This is a genomic window from Lentzea sp. NPDC004789, assembly GCF_053601075.1.
In genome coordinates this window covers 1-16891 of the sequence record NZ_JBSGBE010000009.1, presented here as the reverse complement: position 1 = coordinate 16891, position 16891 = coordinate 1, and the positions used below count along the sequence as shown (strand labels likewise).

Genomic DNA, 16891 nt, shown 5'->3' with positions numbered 1-16891 from the left:
TCCGGAGGCCTCGAAGGTTGCCGCCGCACTACGCTCCCGTGCATGACGTCAGGTGAGGCGTGGCAGGAGCTCGCTCCCGACTACGAGCAGGCACGGGCCCGGGAAGACTCGCTGGACCGGCTGGTCGAGTGGCCGGCCGAGCGCGATCTGCTCGGTGACGTCACCGGACGCTCGATTCTGGACCTGGGTTGCGGCAACGGCGGCAAGCTCGCGGAGCTCGTCCGCGATGGCGCGGTCGCCTCCGCCGGCGTCGACATCGGGGGGAACTTCATCCCCTCGCCGCCGGCCGGTGCCGAGCTCATCCAGGGCGACCTGTCCGACCCGGAGTCGTTGCCGCAGCTGAGGGGCCGCACGTTCGACCGGGTCCTGTTCCTGCAGTCGTTCGGCTATGCCGAGGACCCCGTGCACACCCTGCGAGCCGCGCGAGGGATGTTGAAGCAGGACGGGTTCATCCTGCTGACCAGGACCCAGCCGATCCGGTACGCCCTCGAACGCACCGAGCGGAACGGGACCACGTTGGGCGAGGAGTACTTCTCCAAGACCGACTACACCTACCGCACCGGCTGGAACGAGCGCATCGCGCTGACCAAGCGCACCTACACCATGTCCGACCTGCTCAACGTGTTCAGCGCGGCGGGACTGTGGATCGAGACCGCCGCCGAACCCCAGCTCAGCGAGGAAGCGGCACGCCGTTACCCGCACAAGCAGGCGTGGATGAACAGGTACCTGGGCATCCTGATCTTCAAGCTGCGGCCGCTGCCGGGTCGTGCGCGCTAAGCGGCGTTGCGCAAGGCGTTGTAGCCCTTGAAGAGCTCGTCCCACGCCTTGCCGCAGCGGGCGTTCAGCTGACCGTCGGGGCTCGACCCGCCCGCCGCGAACCACGGCTCGCACGGGCCGATCTCGGTGAGCGCCCTGCGCACCTGCTCGATGGCGGAACGGCCGACGGGCGGCAGCTTGTCGGACTGCTTCTCGGCCTCGTCGAGCACGCCTGTCACGTCCGGCATCACGCGGGCGCAGTTGTCGGCAGGGTCGACCGGCTCTCCCCGCAGGCGGGCCAGGCAGGCCGTGAGGAGGGTGCCGACCGCGTCGAGCCTGGGTTGCAGGCCGGGCAGCGGTGAGGAGGAGGCCGAGGTCGGTGCCGGGGTGATCGTGGGCAGGGACGACGTCCCTGAGGTACCGCAGCCGAGCAGAACGAAGACCAGCGCGAGGGCGGAGTAGCGCACGTCCGGGGAGCCTAGCCTTCCGGCAGGACCGCCGAAGACGCGCCGCCACGGGGATGCCGGTGCCGTCTCGGGCGCCTGACCTGCGCGGACGGAGCGCCACCGGCGCTGTGGAGAGCCGGTGAAGTAGACCTGTTCGAAGTAGCCGGCGGACCGTGATCACACTCGAACAGGTGGCACGGCCGGTAACGTTGGGGCGTGAGCATCAGTCTGAGCAGCGAGTTCGCCACCGCCGTGCCGGAGATGGCCGCCCGGTGGGAAGCCGCCCGGGTCGCCGAACCGCGCCTGCTCGTGCTGAACGAGCCGCTGGCGAAGGAACTCGGCCTGGACCCGGCCTGGTTGCGGGCCGACGGCCTGCGGTTCCTGGTGGGCAACGAGGCACCCGGCGTGGCCCAGGCGTACGCGGGACACCAGTTCGGCGGCTACTCCCCCAGGCTCGGCGACGGCCGCGCGCTGCTGCTCGGCGAGCTGCGCGACACCGACGGCAGGCTGCGCGACCTGCACCTCAAGGGTTCCGGGCGCACGCCGTTCGCTCGCGGCGGCGACGGGCTGGCCGCGGTCGGGCCGATGTTGCGCGAATACGTGCTCAGCGAGGCGATGCACGCGCTCGGCATCCCCACGACCCGTTCGCTGGCGGTCGTGGCCACGGGCGGTGTCGTCCAGCGCGAGGAACGGCTGCCGGGCGCGGTGCTCGCGCGGGTCGCGTCCTCGCACCTGCGGGTCGGCAGTTTCCAGTACGCCCGCAACACCGGCGACCACGACCTGCTGCGCCGCCTCGCCGACCACGCCATCGCCCGCCACTACCCCGGCAGCACCTACCTGGAGCTGTTCGAGCAGGTGGTGGCCGCGCAGGCCTCGTTGGTCGCGCGGTGGATGCTCGTCGGCTTCATCCACGGCGTGATGAACACCGACAACATGACCATCTCCGGCGAGACCATCGACTACGGCCCGTGCGCGTTCATGGAGGCCTACGACCCGGCGACGGTCTACAGCTCCATCGACCACCGCGGCCGCTATGCCTACGGCAACCAGCCGGTCGTCGCCGAGTGGAACCTGGCGCGCCTGGCCGAGGCGTTGCTGCCGTTGTTCGCCGACGACGAGGACGCGGCGGTGGCGTTGGCGGTCGAAGCGCTCGGCACGTTCGACGGGCACTTCGAGCGCGCGTGGACTGGCGGGATGCAGGCCAAGCTGGGCGTGTCCGGTGACGTTCAGCCCCTGGTGAAGGACCTGCTCCCGCTGATGCAGGCGAACCACGTCGACTTCACGTCGTTCTTCCACCGGCTGGCGGCGGCCGCCCGCGGAGACGCCGAGCCCGCGCGGTCACTTTTCCTGGACCTGGCGGGGATCGACGCGTGGATCGAGCGGTGGCGCGCGCTCGGACCGGATGCCGGTGCGATGGAGCTGATCAACCCGGTCTACATTCCTCGCAACCACCTCGTCGAGGAGGCGCTGGCCGCCGGGTCCGCCGGTGACCTCCAGCCGCTGCAACGGTTGCTGGACGCCGTGACGTCGCCTCACGGGGAACGCCCAGAGCTGGAGCACTACGCCGCGCCCGCGCCGCAGGACTTCAGCGCCACCTACCAGACCTTCTGCGGAACCTGATGAAACTGCAGCCCGTCGGCCACGTCGAGTCGCCGCTCACCGACCGCGCGTCCGCGCCCAGGCAGGGCGACGAGGGCGCGCCGGAGTCCTGGATCGTCTTCGCGCCGGAGTACGCGCGGGCCATGGCCGAGCTCACCGCCGGCCAGGAGGTGCTCGTGCTGACGTGGCTCGACCGGGCGGACCGGTCCGTGCTCGCCGTGCACCCGCGCGACGACGCGGAACGGCCGCGGACCGGGGTGTTCTCCACCCGGTCGCAGGACCGGCCGAACCCGATCGGCCTGCACCGGGTGCGGATCCTCGCGGTCGACGGGCAGCGGGTGCACGTCGGTGACCTGGAGGCGCTCGACGGCACGCCGGTGGTCGACGTGAAGCCGGTGCTGGGCTCCGAGCGCTGACCAGCTGGGGATCGCGCGGGCAGCCGGTGTCACGCCGACGGTCGCCGCGACACCACCGCTGACCCGCGGGGCACGCGGGCGGCTGAGCCGACCCCGAGCGCCGGCCTGCGCCGACCCTACTGCGGGTCGCGCGGGCAGCCGCTGTCCGGCGCCACCACCAGGTCACCGGGGAACGGCAGCTCCCCGCACAGCAACCGCGGCGTCGAGGTCGTGTCCGTCTTGCCCTGCAACACGATCACGGCCTTGTTGGACGGCAGCCGCGTGCTCGCGCCGAACCCGATCCTGCCGGTCGCGCCCTGGATCGCGTTGTCCGGCCGGATGCTGCCGATCCCGGCGAGCAGCCCCTCGCGCACCCGCGCCCCGGGATCGGTCCGGCGCACCTGCCGCACCCCTTCGGCCAGCACCTGCATCGCGTCGTAGGCGGCGGCCGAGCGGCCGTCGCTCAACGTCTGGCACGTCTTGTGGAACACGTCGAGGTAGTTCTTGTAGAACGGCACCTTCTCGCAGTCGGTCCACGCGGCGGGGCTCGCGAACGACAGGTAGTCCAGCCGCACGTTGGGGAACTGCGTCATCGTGCCTTCGAGGATGAACCGGGTGGACGAGTCGCTGGCGAGCACCGGCGGGGTGCTGCCGCCCTGGCACCTGCTGTTCATGCCGCGCAGGAACTCCGCCAGGTACTGCGCGCGGCCGGCGTAGAAGACCGCGTACCCCGGCCTGGCCTCGGCCGGGCAGGCGCCCTGTCCGAGGCTGGCCGGTGCGAGGCCCTCGTCGTCGCTCGCGACCCGGTACGACTTGTACTGGCTGACCGCGATTCCCCGTTCGGCGAAGGCGGTTCGCGCGTCCTCGGCCATGTTCTGGCTGTAGCGGTCGGTGGGGTCACCGGAGTAGAAGATGGCCATGTCGGTCACGTTGAGCTTCGTCTGCGCGTAGTAGGCGGCGACCCGCGCCTCGCGCAGGTTGTTCGGCCCGACCTGGTAGTAGTACTCGTTGACGCTCGCCATGTCGTCGGCGGACGTGAGGCTGCCGATGACGGGCAAAGCGTTGCTGCCCAACCGTTTCACGACGGACTTGGCGGTGTCGGTGCTGATCGACAGGCCGGTCACCGCGACCACGCCGCGGTCGCGCGCGGCCAGTTCGATGATCTTGTCGGCCGCGAGGTCGCCGGACGCGAGGCCCCGGCCGCCCGGTCCTTCACCGCCGTTGGCCAGCAGCAGGCGGATCGGCACGTCACTGGTCTTCTGCGCCACCCACACGCCCCGCAGCTCCTCAACCAGGGCCGCGAAGCTGTTGGCGGTGCGGGGAGTCAGCACGCTGAGGAACACGATCGTGATCGCGTCCTCGCGGGCTTCGGCCTTGCGGTTCTCGGCCATGATCTTGCCGTAGACGTCCTCCAGGCCCGGCCGGACCTCCTCGGGCACGGTGTCGGGAACGAAGTGCCGCAACGGATCCGCCGACACCCCGATGCACTCGTCGCCCACCCGCTCCAGCTGCGCGTGGATGGCCAGTGACCACCAGCGGTCGCAGCGCGAGTGGTTGTAGAACGGCACGGCGAGGACCAGTCCGGCGAGCAGCGCGACCACGACCGGGGCCGCGACCGCGCGGCGCAACCGCAGTGACGGGTGACCGGCGAGGCCACCGCCCACTCCTGGCGCGGGCGCGGTGGCGTCGGTGTTGAGCGCGATGACCCAGTTCTCGGACCGCGGCAGGGCCCGCAGCCAGTCCTTGTAGCCCTGCAGCGCGTCCGCCGCGTGCGTCGCCGGTTCCTCCTCCGCCTCGTCCGCCGAGACCACCAGCAGCGGATCGGGGTGGCTCAACGGGTTCGTGCGCCACGACCGTCCACCGTGGACGGTGTTGCGGGCGCGGCCGATCGCGTCGACCAGCCACTGCCCGGCGCCCCGGGACACGTTGTCGATCAGCAGCCACGGGGAGCCGGTGCGCCGGCGGCCCGCGCCGAACACCGTCCAGCGCCGGTGCGAACGCCTCAGGTCCTCCAGGAACGCGCGCACCAGCAGGTCGTTCACCTCGTCCGGAAAACGCGCGGCGAGCCGTTCCCGCACGAACGCGCGGGCCAGCCGGTAGAGGCCGCGCCGCGACCTGCCGCCGAACGACTGCTCGCCCACCCACGTCGCCGGCCGCCACAACAGCGTCATGAGCGCCAGGCCTAGCCGCGGCATCAGGGTGATGACCAGCCGGATCCACCACGGGAAGTCCTGCGCCAGGTCCTGCACGCCGTCGGCGGTCATCCGCACGCGGCGGCGCAGGTGCTGCTTGAACTGGCGGGCGATCTCGCGTTGTTCGTCGTCGGCCTGGACGTCGGCGGGCAACGTGAGGTCGAGCAGCCACCCGACGAGCGCGTAGTGCGGGAACCGCAACCGCTTCTCGGCGAGCCCGCCCACCGCGTCGTCGAGCAGCTTGCGCGGTTCCGGTTCGGCGCCGTCGACCAGGGCGAGGGGCACCTTGCGCCCGTGCGCGGTGGCGGGCCGGTTGGCCAGTGGTTCCAGCGGGCTCTCGACACCGGGCGGCCGGCGCAGGTGGATGATCGGCAGCGGCACGTCCCGCGCGGGCCAGCGCGGCCGGGACGCCAGGTGGTCGAGCAGCTCCAGGAGGTCCAGCGCGCCCAGGAAGTGCAGTCCGCGCGTCTGCTCCGCACCGAGGTACCAGTCCTGCGAGGCCATCCTGGACGCCATCTGCCCACCCCGTTCCGCCGGTCCCAAACAGACCGATTGTCGGGTGGGATGCTCGGGGTATTAGCGGAATCCGGCGAATTCGCGGCCAGGAGGAATCTCCGCTGGTGAGAGTGCGCCGAACGGTGGGTACCCGGCGGGCATGACTCAGCCGGTGCCACCACCAGAACCCGTCCCGCCGCCGGGACCGGACCAGCCTCGGCCGCCCGGTCCCGACCCGGATCCGTTGCCCCCGATGCCAGAACCCCTGTAGCCCGCTCAGTCCTTGAGCAACTGACGCGCCGCCTCCACCACCGCCTCGGCGTCGATGTGGGCGGCGTGCAGCAGCTCGCCCGGCTTGCCGGACACCGGCATCTCCGACACCGCGAGCTTCCGCACGACCGGCCGGTCCGGACAGGCGGCCAGCGCGTCCAGCACCGCGTCCCCCAGCCCGCCCTCGGGCCAGTGGTCCTCCACGGTCAGCACGGCTCGCGTCTGGGAAGCGGCCTGCACCAACGTGTTCCCGTCGATCGGCTTGATCGAGTAGCAGTCGATCACCCGTGCGCGGATGCCCTCGTCGTCCAGCACGCCGGCCGCCTTCTCCGCCTCGCCGACGGTGATCCCGCAGGCCACGATCGTCAGGTCGTCGTGATCGCTGTTGCGCAGCACCCGGCTGCCGCCGACGCGGATGTGCTCGTCCGGCGACGTGCGCACCGGCGTCTTGCCCCGCAACGTCCGCAGGTACGAGATGCCGGGCAGCGTCGCCATCTCGGCGATCAGCGCGGCGGTCTGGTTGGCGTCGGACGGGTGCAGCACGGTGCTGCCGTGGACGGCGCGGAACATCGCGATGTCCTCCAGCGCCATCTGCGACGGCCCGTCCTCGCCGATCGACACCCCGGCGTGCGAGCCGCACAGGCGCAGGTCCGCGCGGGACACGGCGGCCATGCGGATGAAGTCGTGCGCACGCGTCAGGAACGCGCCGAACGTGGACACGAACGGCACCCAGTTGCGGGCCTGCAGGCCCACCGCGGCGGCGACCATCTGCTGCTCGGCGATGAACATCTCGAAGTAGCGGTCGGGATGCGCCTTGGCGAACAGCTCGGACGTCGTCGAGTTCGACACCTCGCCGTCCAGCACCACGACGTCACCGCGCAGGTCGCCCAACTCCGCCAGCGTCCGCCCGTACGCCTGCCGGGTCGCGACCTCCTCGCCGATCTCCCAGCGCGGCAACGTGCCGCCGTCGGTGGCGAAGCGGTGCGGCGTGCCCGGTGCGGGTGTCCTGACCGTCACGGCCAGCGAACGCGCGCCGCCGAGCTCCTCGATCGCCTCGGCAGGGTCCTCCAGGGGTTTGCCGTGCTTGCCGGGCTGGTCCTCGACCGCCTGCACGCCGCGGCCCTTGCACGTCTTGGCGATGATCACGGTCGGCCGGTCGGTCACGGAGGTGGCCTGGGCCAGCGCGGCGTCGACGGCGTCGAGGTCGTGGCCGTCGATCGCGATGGCCTTCCAGCCGAACGCCTCGGCGCGGGCGACGTAGCCGTCGAGGTCCCAGCCGAGCATCGTCTCTCGGGTCTGACCGAGCCGGTTCACGTCGATGATCGCGGTGAGGTTGTCGAGCCCGGCCCAGCCGGCGTGCTGGAACGCCTCCCAGATCGAGCCCTCGGCCATCTCCGAGTCACCGCACAGCACCCACACCCGGTACGGCAGCCGGTCGAGGCGCTTGCCGGCCAGCGCGAGGCCGACGCCGACCGGCAGGCCCTGGCCGAGCGAGCCGGTGGCCACGTCGGTCGGCGGGATGCGGGGCGTCGGGTGGCCTTCGAGCCTGCTGCCGAACGTGCGGAAGCTCAGCAGCTCCTCGTCGGTGATCGCACCGGCGGCCTTGAGCATCGCGTAGTAGAGCGGTGAGGCGTGTCCCTTGGAGAACACCAGGTGGTCGTTGGCCGGGTTGTCCGGGTGCGCGTAGTCGAGCTTCAGGTAGCCGTGCAGCAGCACGGCCATCAGGTCGGCCGCGGACATCGACGACGTCGGATGACCGGAGCCGCCCGCGTCGCTCGCGCGGACCGAGTCGACCCGGAGCTGCTGGGCGAGTTCGTGGCGGAAGTCGTTGTCGGGCAAGGGTCACCTCCGGGCTGGTTGGGCGGTCAGGCGGTCGAGGAGCTGCTCGTAGGAGTCCACGAACTTCCGCACGCCCTCGCGTTCGAGGGTGTCGGTGAGGTCGCGGTAGCTGATGCCGATCTCGGCGAACCGGTCGAGCACGCGCCGCGCGCCGCCGACGTCCCTGGTGAGCGAGTCGGCGACCATGCCGTGGTCGAGGAAGGCCTCGATCGTCTTGCGGGGCATGGTGGTCACGGTCTCCGGCCCGATCAGCTCCTCGACGTACCGGGTGTCGCGGAACGCCGGGTTCTTCGTCGACGTGGACGCCCACAGGCACCACTGCGGCGTCGCACCCGCGCGCGCCAGCTCCTCCCAGGCCTGGCCGGAGAAGATCTCCAGGTACTGCTGGTAGGCGAGCTTGGCGTTGGCGATCGCCAGGGTGCCCTTGAGCACCTCGTGGCCGCGCAACGCGTCCAGGCGCTTGTCCGCCTCGGTGTCCACTCTGGACACGAAGAACGACGCCACGGACCCGGCCTTCGACAGGTCGCCGCCGCCGTCGTGCAACCGGCGCAGGCCGCGCAGGTACGCCTCGGCGGCCTCGCGGTGGCGGTCCAGCGAGAACAACAGGGTGACGTTGATCGGGATGCCGGCGGCGATCGCCTCCTCGATCGCCGGCAGGCCTTCCCGAGTGCCGGGGATCTTCACGAAGAGGTTCGGCCGGTCGATCAGCTCGTGCAGCCGTCGGGCCTCGTCGATCGTCGCCTGCGTGTCGTGGGCGAACCGCGGGTCCACCTCCATCGACACCCAGCCGTCGCGCTCCGAGGTGCCCTTGCCGGCCAGCAGGTCGCAGGCCTGGCGAACGTCCTCGGTCGCGAGGGCCAGGAAGATCTCCTTCGGGTCGTCCTCTCGCAGGTCGCGCTTCTGGGCCTCGTAGGCGTCGCCGCCGCTCATGGCGTCGGAGAAGATCGTCGGGTTCGACGTCACCCCGAGGACGCCCGCGTCGACCAAGGAGGCCAGCTCACCTCCCCGCAGCAGGTCTCTGGACAGCTGGTCCATCCACGGGCTCTGGCCGCGCTCGGCCAGACCGTGCAGTGCGGTGCGCATGGCAGGTCCTCTCTGATGGCCACTTTTCGTGTACCCGAGGCGCACTGAGCGACACACCGTTTGGGCGGTGGGCCGTCGGGTACACCGCGCGTGTGACAGCCCATGCCTCGACCATCGAAGGCAGGTCACCACCGTGACGACCATCAAACCGACGCCGGTCGTACCGCATCCCGGCGTCGCCCGCCGACGTCCCAAGGGCGCCGCGTTCCTCGGGTTCCTGCGCACCACCGACCCGAAGCAGATCGGGATCCTCTACCTGGTGACGTCGTTCGCCTTCTTCATGGCGGGCGGCGTGATGGCCCTTCTGCTGCGCGCCGAACTGGCCCGTCCCGGCCTGCAGTTCCTCTCGAACGAGCAGTACAACCAGCTGTTCACCATGCACGGCACGATCATGCTGCTGCTCTACGCGACACCGATCCTGTTCGGGTTCGCCAACTACGTCCTGCCGCTGCAGATCGGTTCGCCGGACGTCGCGTTCCCGCGCCTCAACGCGTTCTCGTACTGGTTGTTCCTGTTCGGCGGCCTGATCGTGATGAGCAGCTTCGTCACGCCGGCGGGCGCGGCCGACTTCGGCTGGACCGCCTACACCCCGCTGTCGAGCGCCGTGCACGCCCCCGGCATCGGCCCGGACCTGTGGATCATGGGACTGGTCGTGTCCGGTCTCGGCACCATCCTCGGCGCGGTCAACATGATCACCACGGTCGTCTGCCTGCGGGCACCGGGCATGACGATGTTCCGCATGCCGATCTTCACGTGGAACATCCTGGTCACCGCGGTGCTGATCCTGCTGGCGTTCCCGATCCTGACCGCCGCCCTGCTGGCGCTCGCGGCGGACCGGCACCTCGGCTCGCACGTGTTCGACCCGGCCAACGGCGGGGCGATCCTGTGGCAGCACCTGTTCTGGTTCTTCGGCCACCCCGAGGTCTACATCGTGGCGTTGCCGTTCTTCGGCATCATCACCGAGATCCTGCCGGTGTTCAGCCGCAAACCGCTGTTCGGCTACAAGGGCCTGGTGTTCGCGACGTTCGCGATCGCGATGCTGTCGGTCGTGGTGTGGGCGCACCACATGTTCGCGACCGGTGCGGTGCTGCTGCCGTTCTTCTCGCTGACGACGTTCCTGATCGCGGTGCCGACCGGGATCAAGTTCTTCAACTGGGCCGGCACGATGTGGAGGGGCCAGCTGACGTTCGAGACGCCGATGCTGTTCTCGATCGGGTTCCTGGTGACGTTCCTGCTCGGCGGCCTGACCGGCATCCTGCTGGCCTCACCGCCGATCGACTTCCACGTCACCGACACGTACTTCGTCGTCGCGCACTTCCACTACGTGCTGTTCGGCACCATCGTGTTCGCCACCTACGCCGGGATCTACTTCTGGTTCCCCAAGATGACCGGGCGGATGCTCAACGAACCGCTGGGCAAGCTGCACTTCTGGACCACGTTCCTCGGCTTCCACGGCACGTTCCTCGTCCAGCACTGGCTCGGCAACATGGGCATGCCCCGCCGGTACGCCGACTACCTGCCGACCGACGGGTTCACCACGCTCAACACGATCTCGTCGATCAGCGCGTTCGTGCTCGGCGCGTCCGTGCTGCCGTTCGTGTGGAACGTGTTCCGCTCCTACCGGTACGGCGAACCGGCCGGGCGCGACGACCCGTGGGGTTACGGGAACTCGCTGGAGTGGGCGACCACCTCTCCCCCGCCGCGGCACAACTTCCTGGACCTGCCGCGGATCCGCTCGGAACGGCCCGCGTTCGAGCTGCACTACCCGCACATGGTCGAGCGGATGCGCGAGGAGTCGCACTTCTCCCTCTCGCGACGCGGCAAGCACACTCCGCCCGACCAGCCGACCGAGGACGCCCTCGCCCCGACCGACCGCGAGTCCTAGGACGCCACCGGCATCGCGACGGCCGCGTTCGGCGGCGCCTCGGCGCGGTTCCAGTGCATCCGCGACCACGGCAGGTCCATGTCCGCCAAGGTGCTGATCTGGAGAGGCCGCAGGTCGTCCGGCGACGGTGCCTCGGCGTGCCGGGAGTAGGCCGCGTCGACGTAGCGGTGACCGGTGTCCGGGGCCAGCACGACGACGTGGCGGTCCGGGTCGAGCCGCTGCTCCCACCTGGCCGCGAGGTAGGCGGCGCCGGCGGAGAGCCCGGCGAAGATCGCGTGCTCGCGCAGCAGCGCCACACCGCCCGCCAGTGCCGCGTCGAAGCCGAACCAGTGCACGGTGTCGTAGAGGGTGTGGTCGACGTTGCCGAACGGGATCGAGCTGCCGATCCCGGCGATGATGATCTCCGGGTCGTGCACGTGCTCGCTGCCGAACGTGACGCTGTCGAACGGTTGCACGCCGACGAGCTCCACACCCGGATCGGTTTCCCGGAGATACGTGGTCAGCGCGCCCGTCGAGGCTCCCGTGCCGACGCCGCCCACGACGGAGAGCCTTGAGCAGTCGACGTGTTCCCGGACGAGGTCGGCGATCGGGCGGTAGCCGCGGTAGTGGACGTCGTCGTGGTACTGGCGCATCCAGTGGTGCCGCGGGCGGTCGCGCAGGATCTCCCGCACGCGTGCCACCCGGCGGCTCTGGTCGAGCTTGAGGCTCGCGCACGGCGGCATCGGCTCGACGGTGGCGCCGAGGATCTCCAGCTGCGTGCGCAGCGTCCTGTCGACGGTCGTGGAGGCGATGATGTGGCAGTGCAGGCCGTAGCGGTGGCACGCGAGCGCCAGGGCGTGGGCGTAGATGCCGCTGGAGCTGTCGACCAGCGTGTCCCCGTGCGCGATCGTGCCGCGTTCGAGCAGGTACCGGACGGCTTCCAGCGCCGAGGCGACCTTCATCGTCTCGAAGCGCAGGCAGAGGGTGCGGGAGTCGAGGCGCACCAGGGCAGGGCGGCTGAGCGCGTCAGCGATGTGGTGGTCCACGTCTTCTCTCACGTCCGGTAGCGGAACAGGGTGGTGGCGTCGGCGCTGAACTGCGAGAACGGGAACGGTTCCGCGGACAGCGCGGTGACCCCGGCGCCGAGGAAGTGACGGGCGACGGCGCTCGCGGTCTGCGCGTAGACGACCAGCGGGATCTCCCTTTCCCGGCAGGTGCGCAGGATCTCGTCGAACGTGCCGTTGCCGATCGTCATGCCGGTGGCGACGACGGCGTCCGCGACGCCGAGCACGTCCCGCATGTCCGGGGTCACCGGGTCGCCCCACTGGGTGGTGCGCAGCTGGAGGTCGCACGGCAGGCACTCGGCGCCGCGCTCGCGGATGGCGGCGACGAGCGGGTTCACCACGCCGATCAACGCGACCTTGGCGCCCGGTTCGACGTCGAGCAGCCCGGCGACGGCCGCGTCACGGGCCCGCGCCCGCTCCTCCGGGGTGCCCGCGGGCAGCACCACCCGTTCGGCGGTCCGATGTGGACGGACGTGCCCGAGGTAGGCGTCGAGCGCGGCGACGCGCACCGGTGCCGGTGCCTCGGTGAGCAGCCGCGCGACGGGAGCGCCGGAGTAGTTCGCGCACACCGCCGGGTCGGCCTCGCCGTCCGCGAACGCGCACGCCCCGAACGCCGTGCCGACGCGGGCCAGCACGTACTGGTTGCGGTAGGTGACGTTCCCGCCGGCCAGCCGCGTGCCGTGGTGCACCCAGAACACGCTCGTGGCCGGGACCTCGGCAGGGTCAGGGCCGTGCCGTCCGGCCAGCACTTCGGTCGTCAGATCGTCCACAGTGGTCATTGCTCCCCCTTTGTCAGCGATAGCCGACAGCCAGGTGGCCCAGGCTGTCGCGGCCGATCTCGGCGTCCACGTCGAACACCTCGCGCAGCAGTGGCGCGGTGAGCACTTCTTCCGCGGGTCCGTCCGCGACGACCGTTCCTCGGTGCATCAGCACCAGCCGGTCGCAGTAACGGGCGGCCAGTGCGAGGTCGTGCAGCGCCACCACGACCGTCTGCGGCGTGCGGCTCGCCAGTTCCATCAGGTCGAGCTGATGCCGCACGTCGAGATGGTTGGTCGGCTCGTCCAGCAGCAGGCCCGACGTCTGTTGCGCGAGCGCGCGGGCCAGGTGGGTGCGTTGCCGTTCGCCACCCGACAGCTGCTTCCACGGCCGGTCCGCCAACGCGCCGAGATCGAGCCGGTCAAGCGCCTGCTCGACGATTGACCGGTCGTTCGCATCAGGCCCGCGCCAACGCGAGCGGTAGGCGGTCCGGCCCAGCATCACCACGTCGGCCACGCGCAGATCGCTGTCGGTGTCGGCGGTCTGCTCGACGAACGCCAGCCTGCGCGCCCGTTCGCGGGCGGACCACGACGTGATCTCAACGCCGTCGTAGCGCACCAGACCACTGGTCGGCGTGCGCAGACCCGCGATGCACCGCAGCAACGACGACTTGCCGGAGCCGTTCGGCCCGATCAGCCCCACGGTCTCGCCTTCGCCGACCGCCAGGCTCACGTCCTCCACGATCGTCTTGCCCGGCACACCCCAGCCGAGATGCTCGACGGTGATCCTCACAGCTCTCCCCTCCTGCGCAGCACCAGCAGGAAGAGCGGCACACCGAGCAGCGCGGTGAACACGCCCACCGGCACCTCCAGCGGCGCGAAGAGCACGCGGGTGAGCGCGTCCGTCCAGACCAGGAACACCGCGCCGGCCACCGCCGACAGCGGCAACAGCCTGCGGTGCAACGGCCCCACCAGGAACCGCACACCGTGCGGCACGATCAGCCCGACGAACCCGACCGCGCCCACCGCCGCGACCGCCACCGCGGTCAGCACCGACGTGGCCACCAGCAGCACGATCCGCGTCGTGCGGACGTCGACGCCCAGCGAGGACGCGGTGTCTGCGCCGAACGCGAACCCGTCCAGCGCCGACGAGCACAGCCACACCACGAGCAGTCCGACCGCGAGCACCACCGCGCACACCGCGACGGACGTCCAGCGGGCCGACGCGAGCGACCCCAGCAGCCAGCTGGTGACCGCGCGGATGCTGTCGGCGTCCCCGGACGACAGCAGGATCAACGACGTGAGCGCCGCGAACAGCTGACCCACGACCACACCGGTCAGCACGATCCGCGAGGAGTCCAGCCCGGTTCGTCTCAACAGCAGCATCAGCAGCCCGAACGCCACCAGCGCGCCGGCCAGCGCCCCACCGGTCACGCCGAGCTGCGAGCCGGCGAACCCGAGCACCACGACGACCACGGCACCGGTCGAGGCACCGGACGACACCCCGAGCAGGTAGGGATCGGCGAGCGAGTTGCGCGTGACGCTCTGCAGCGCCGCACCGCACACCGCCAGCGCGGCCCCGACCAGCGCCGCGAGCAGCACCCGCGGCAGCCGCAGGTCCCAGATCAGCGAGTCCAGCAGGCGTGGCAACGGCACCACCGGCAGACCGAGGCGCAGGCCTGCCGAGCGGCCAATTTCTGGCCAACTCGCGGCCACTCCTATGCCGACGGCGAGCACGAGCGAGACGATCAGAACCGCGAGACTCACCACGGTCAGGAGCACGCTCTTGTCGCGTCGAACGGGAGTCACCGGGTTTTCGGCAGCCACGTCGAGGACGGCGGTCTCAGCCACGGCCGGCGATCCGGTCGAGTCCGGCGGCGAACGCGCGCAGGGCGTCGACCGTGCGCACCGACGGGTCCATCTCGATGCCGTTCACCTCGATGACCTTGTTGTCCTTCAGCGCTTTCAGCTGCGACACGACCGGGTGCTCGCGCATCATCGCGAGCTTCTCGCTCGCCTTGTCACCGAGGTTGCCGCGCTCGGACAGGTCACCGATCACGATCACGTCCGGATCCCGGCGCGCGATCTCCTCCCAGGACGCCTCCGGCCACTCCTGCGGCAGATCGTCGAAGACGTTGGCGGCACCGGCGATCCTGCTGATCTGGCTGGGCATGCCGTCCCGGCCGGCCACGTACGGGACGCCCTTGAAGACCGAGTACACCCACACGACCTTCACCGGTTCCCGTTTCACCGCTTGAACTTCGGCCACGGTCGCGCGTTGTTCCGTTGCCAGCCGGTTCGCCCGTTCGGTCGCGCCGAAGATCTTTCCGAGGTTCTCGTAGTCGCGGAACAGCCGCTCGAACGCCGGTGTGGTGCCGTCCGGGCAGTTCACCGCGCTCACGAACGTCGGCACGCCAAGGGCTTCCAGCTCGTCACGGGTTCCGGCGCGGTCGGCGGTGAAGAGCTCGCGGAACCCGGACACCACCACGTCCGGGTTGGCCGCCCTGAGCGGCTCGGCGGTGAGGATCTTGGGCGACAGCACCGGGATCTTCGCGTAGGCGTCGGCGTACTTCGGCGCCACCTTGGTCTTGATGTTCGCCGTGCCGGCCATGCGGTCCTGCATTCCCAGCGCCAGCAACGTCTCCGTGGACGACTGGTCCAGTGCCACCGCCCGCTGCGGCGTGCCGGTGAACGTCAGCTGCTTGCCGCAGCTGTCCACCACCACCGACTGTGCCGTTGGCGCCTGTGCGCCTCCCGGTGCGGCGCAGCTCGCGGTGAGCACCGCGACCAGCGCCAGGCCGAGCCGGGCGGGGTGTGACATCGGATCCTCCTGAACGTGACGAGTCGGGCGTCCGCTACTGTAACGACAATCATTTTCAAATCAAGCCCTTCCGGGAAGGTGACGCACGTGGTCCACGACACGGCTCGTCCGGTGGCCAAGGCACGATCGGTATTGCGCAGCACGGCGTTCCTCCGCCTCTGGACGGCGACCACCGCGTCGGGCATCGCGACGTGGGCGCTGCCGTTCGTGCTGGGCCTCGCGGTGCTCTCCCGCTCGCTGACCGCCGTCGAACTGGGCGTGCTGCTCGCCGCCCGCACCACGGGGTTCCTCGCCGCGGTGCCGATCAGCGGCGTGCTGGCCGACCGGTACGCGCGCCGCCAGGTCGTGCTGTGGTCCGGGCTGACCTCCGCCGTCGCAGCGCCCGTGCTCGCCGCGTTCGTGGGCGACTCGCTGGTGCTCGCGGCGGTCGCGGCGGCGGCGATGGGGGCGGGGCAGGGGGCGTGCCGGCCCGCGTTCTCGGCGCTGACGGCCGAGGTGGTCGCGCCGGAGCAGCGACAGGAGGCCAATGCGGCGATGACCATGTCGATCCGGGTGACGACGCTGGTGGCGCCGGGGTTGACCGCGCTGCTCGCGCTCGTGGTGAGCACGCAGGGGCTGCTGCTGGGGATCGGCCTGTTGTGGCTCGCGGCGGCCCTGGTGCCGCCGGGTGGTACGGCGCAGGTGACGCAGGCGGAAGCCCCGAACCGTGCGGGATTCGTGGCCGAGTTCCTCGACGGCGTGCGCGAGGCCCGCAGGCACCCGTGGTTCCTGGCAGGCCTGGGCGCGCTGTCAGCGGTGATCGCCACCGGCTACTCGGCCACCGGCGTGGTGCTCCCCCTGGTCAGCCGCGACCGCTACGGCACCGAAGCCGTGCTGGCCGGCGCGCTGACCGCCTACACGCTCGGCGCGCTCGCCGGAGCGGTGCTGATGGCCAGGTGGCGGCCACGCGCGGCCGGGTGGACGGGCCTGTTCGGCCTGGCGCTGTACGGGTTCGCGCCACTGGTGCTGCTGCTGCCGGTGCACCCGTTCGTCGTGATCGCCGTCTACGCGGTCGCCGGGCTGGGCATCGACCTGTTCAACGTGCCGTGGTTCACCGCGACGCAGCGCGAGGTGGAGCCGTCCAAGCTGGCCCGGGTGTCCTCTTTGGACTTCCTGCTGTCGTACGGTCTCGCGCCGGTCGGGCTGGCGCTCATCGCCCCTGCCATCGCCGCGTTCGGGCGTTCACACGGATCAGATCGTCCCGGCCGTCACCGTTGAGGTCGCCGAACCGCACCCTGCTCTGGTCGGTCGTGCCCACGTTGCCGACCGTCAC

General features: G+C 70.8%; 14 protein-coding genes. 5 read left to right on the top strand and 9 right to left on the bottom strand.

Going from position 1 to position 16891, the window contains the following annotated elements:
• The first annotated feature begins 42 nt into the window (after positions 1-42).
• A complete protein-coding gene (locus ACWEIJ_RS21405) occupies positions 43-777 on the top strand; it encodes a class I SAM-dependent methyltransferase (protein WP_449838949.1) in 735 nt (244 codons plus the stop codon).
• Here the strand turns inward: ACWEIJ_RS21405 and ACWEIJ_RS21400 are convergent.
• The gene (locus ACWEIJ_RS21400; RefSeq protein ID WP_449838948.1) at positions 774-1223 is read right to left on the bottom strand and encodes a hypothetical protein; all 450 of its coding nucleotides are present in this window, start codon (positions 1221-1223) and stop codon (positions 774-776) included. The genes ACWEIJ_RS21405 and ACWEIJ_RS21400 overlap by 4 nt on opposite strands.
• Before the next feature lie 195 nt (positions 1224-1418).
• On the opposite strand from ACWEIJ_RS21400, the gene ACWEIJ_RS21395 reads away from it, so the two are divergent.
• Positions 1419-2822: a protein adenylyltransferase SelO gene (locus ACWEIJ_RS21395; RefSeq protein ID WP_449838947.1), complete on the top strand. Its 1404-nt coding sequence runs from the start codon at positions 1419-1421 to the stop codon at positions 2820-2822.
• Positions 2822-3217 carry a tRNA (N6-threonylcarbamoyladenosine(37)-N6)-methyltransferase TrmO gene (tsaA, locus tag ACWEIJ_RS21390; protein WP_449838946.1) on the top strand — a complete coding sequence of 132 codons (396 nt, stop codon included), beginning with the start codon at positions 2822-2824 and terminating at the stop codon, positions 3215-3217. The genes ACWEIJ_RS21395 and tsaA overlap by 1 nt, the downstream gene beginning before the upstream one ends.
• A gap of 116 nt (positions 3218-3333) precedes the next feature.
• On the opposite strand, the gene ACWEIJ_RS21385 is transcribed toward tsaA, so the two are convergent.
• The 3 genes from ACWEIJ_RS21385 to tal form a co-directional block, all read right to left on the bottom strand.
• Positions 3334-5904: an ABC transporter substrate-binding protein gene (locus tag ACWEIJ_RS21385; protein ID WP_449838945.1), complete on the bottom strand. Its 2571-nt coding sequence runs from the start codon at positions 5902-5904 to the stop codon at positions 3334-3336.
• Between the two features lie 255 nt (positions 5905-6159).
• Positions 6160-7992, bottom strand: a complete 1833-nt coding sequence (locus tag ACWEIJ_RS21380) for a transketolase (RefSeq protein ID WP_449838944.1) — start codon at positions 7990-7992, stop codon at positions 6160-6162.
• Between the two features lie 3 nt (positions 7993-7995).
• Positions 7996-9075: a transaldolase gene (tal, locus tag ACWEIJ_RS21375; protein ID WP_449838943.1), complete on the bottom strand. Its 1080-nt coding sequence runs from the start codon at positions 9073-9075 to the stop codon at positions 7996-7998.
• Positions 9076-9208: 133 nt separating this feature from the next.
• On the opposite strand from tal, the gene ctaD reads away from it, so the two are divergent.
• Entirely contained in the window at positions 9209-10960 is a 1752-nt protein-coding gene (gene ctaD, locus ACWEIJ_RS21370; RefSeq protein ID WP_449838942.1) for an aa3-type cytochrome oxidase subunit I, read from the top strand.
• On the opposite strand, the gene ACWEIJ_RS21365 is transcribed toward ctaD, so the two are convergent.
• From ACWEIJ_RS21365 to ACWEIJ_RS21345, 5 genes are read right to left on the bottom strand one after another with little or no spacing between them, the layout of a single operon-like run.
• Entirely contained in the window at positions 10957-11985 is a 1029-nt protein-coding gene (locus tag ACWEIJ_RS21365; RefSeq protein ID WP_449839229.1) for a pyridoxal-phosphate dependent enzyme, read from the bottom strand. The two genes, ctaD and ACWEIJ_RS21365, sit on opposite strands and share 4 nt — an antisense overlap.
• An 8-nt stretch (positions 11986-11993) precedes the next feature.
• A complete protein-coding gene (locus ACWEIJ_RS21360) occupies positions 11994-12782 on the bottom strand; it encodes a Rossmann-like domain-containing protein (RefSeq protein ID WP_449838941.1) in 789 nt (262 codons plus the stop codon).
• Between the two features lie 13 nt (positions 12783-12795).
• The gene (locus ACWEIJ_RS21355) at positions 12796-13551 is read right to left on the bottom strand and encodes an ABC transporter ATP-binding protein (protein WP_449838940.1); all 756 of its coding nucleotides are present in this window, start codon (positions 13549-13551) and stop codon (positions 12796-12798) included.
• On the bottom strand, positions 13548-14609 hold the full coding sequence (locus tag ACWEIJ_RS21350) for a FecCD family ABC transporter permease (RefSeq protein ID WP_449838939.1): 1062 nt from the start codon (positions 14607-14609) through the stop codon (positions 13548-13550). Before ACWEIJ_RS21350 ends, ACWEIJ_RS21355 begins: the two co-directional genes overlap by 4 nt.
• The gene (locus ACWEIJ_RS21345) at positions 14602-15579 is read right to left on the bottom strand and encodes an ABC transporter substrate-binding protein (protein ID WP_449838938.1); all 978 of its coding nucleotides are present in this window, start codon (positions 15577-15579) and stop codon (positions 14602-14604) included. The genes ACWEIJ_RS21350 and ACWEIJ_RS21345 overlap by 8 nt, the downstream gene beginning before the upstream one ends.
• Before the next feature lie 78 nt (positions 15580-15657).
• Here ACWEIJ_RS21345 and ACWEIJ_RS21340 point away from each other — a divergent pair, with 78 nt between their 5' ends.
• A complete protein-coding gene (locus ACWEIJ_RS21340) occupies positions 15658-16836 on the top strand; it encodes an MFS transporter (RefSeq protein WP_449838937.1) in 1179 nt (392 codons plus the stop codon).
• Positions 16837-16891 lie beyond the last annotated feature (55 nt).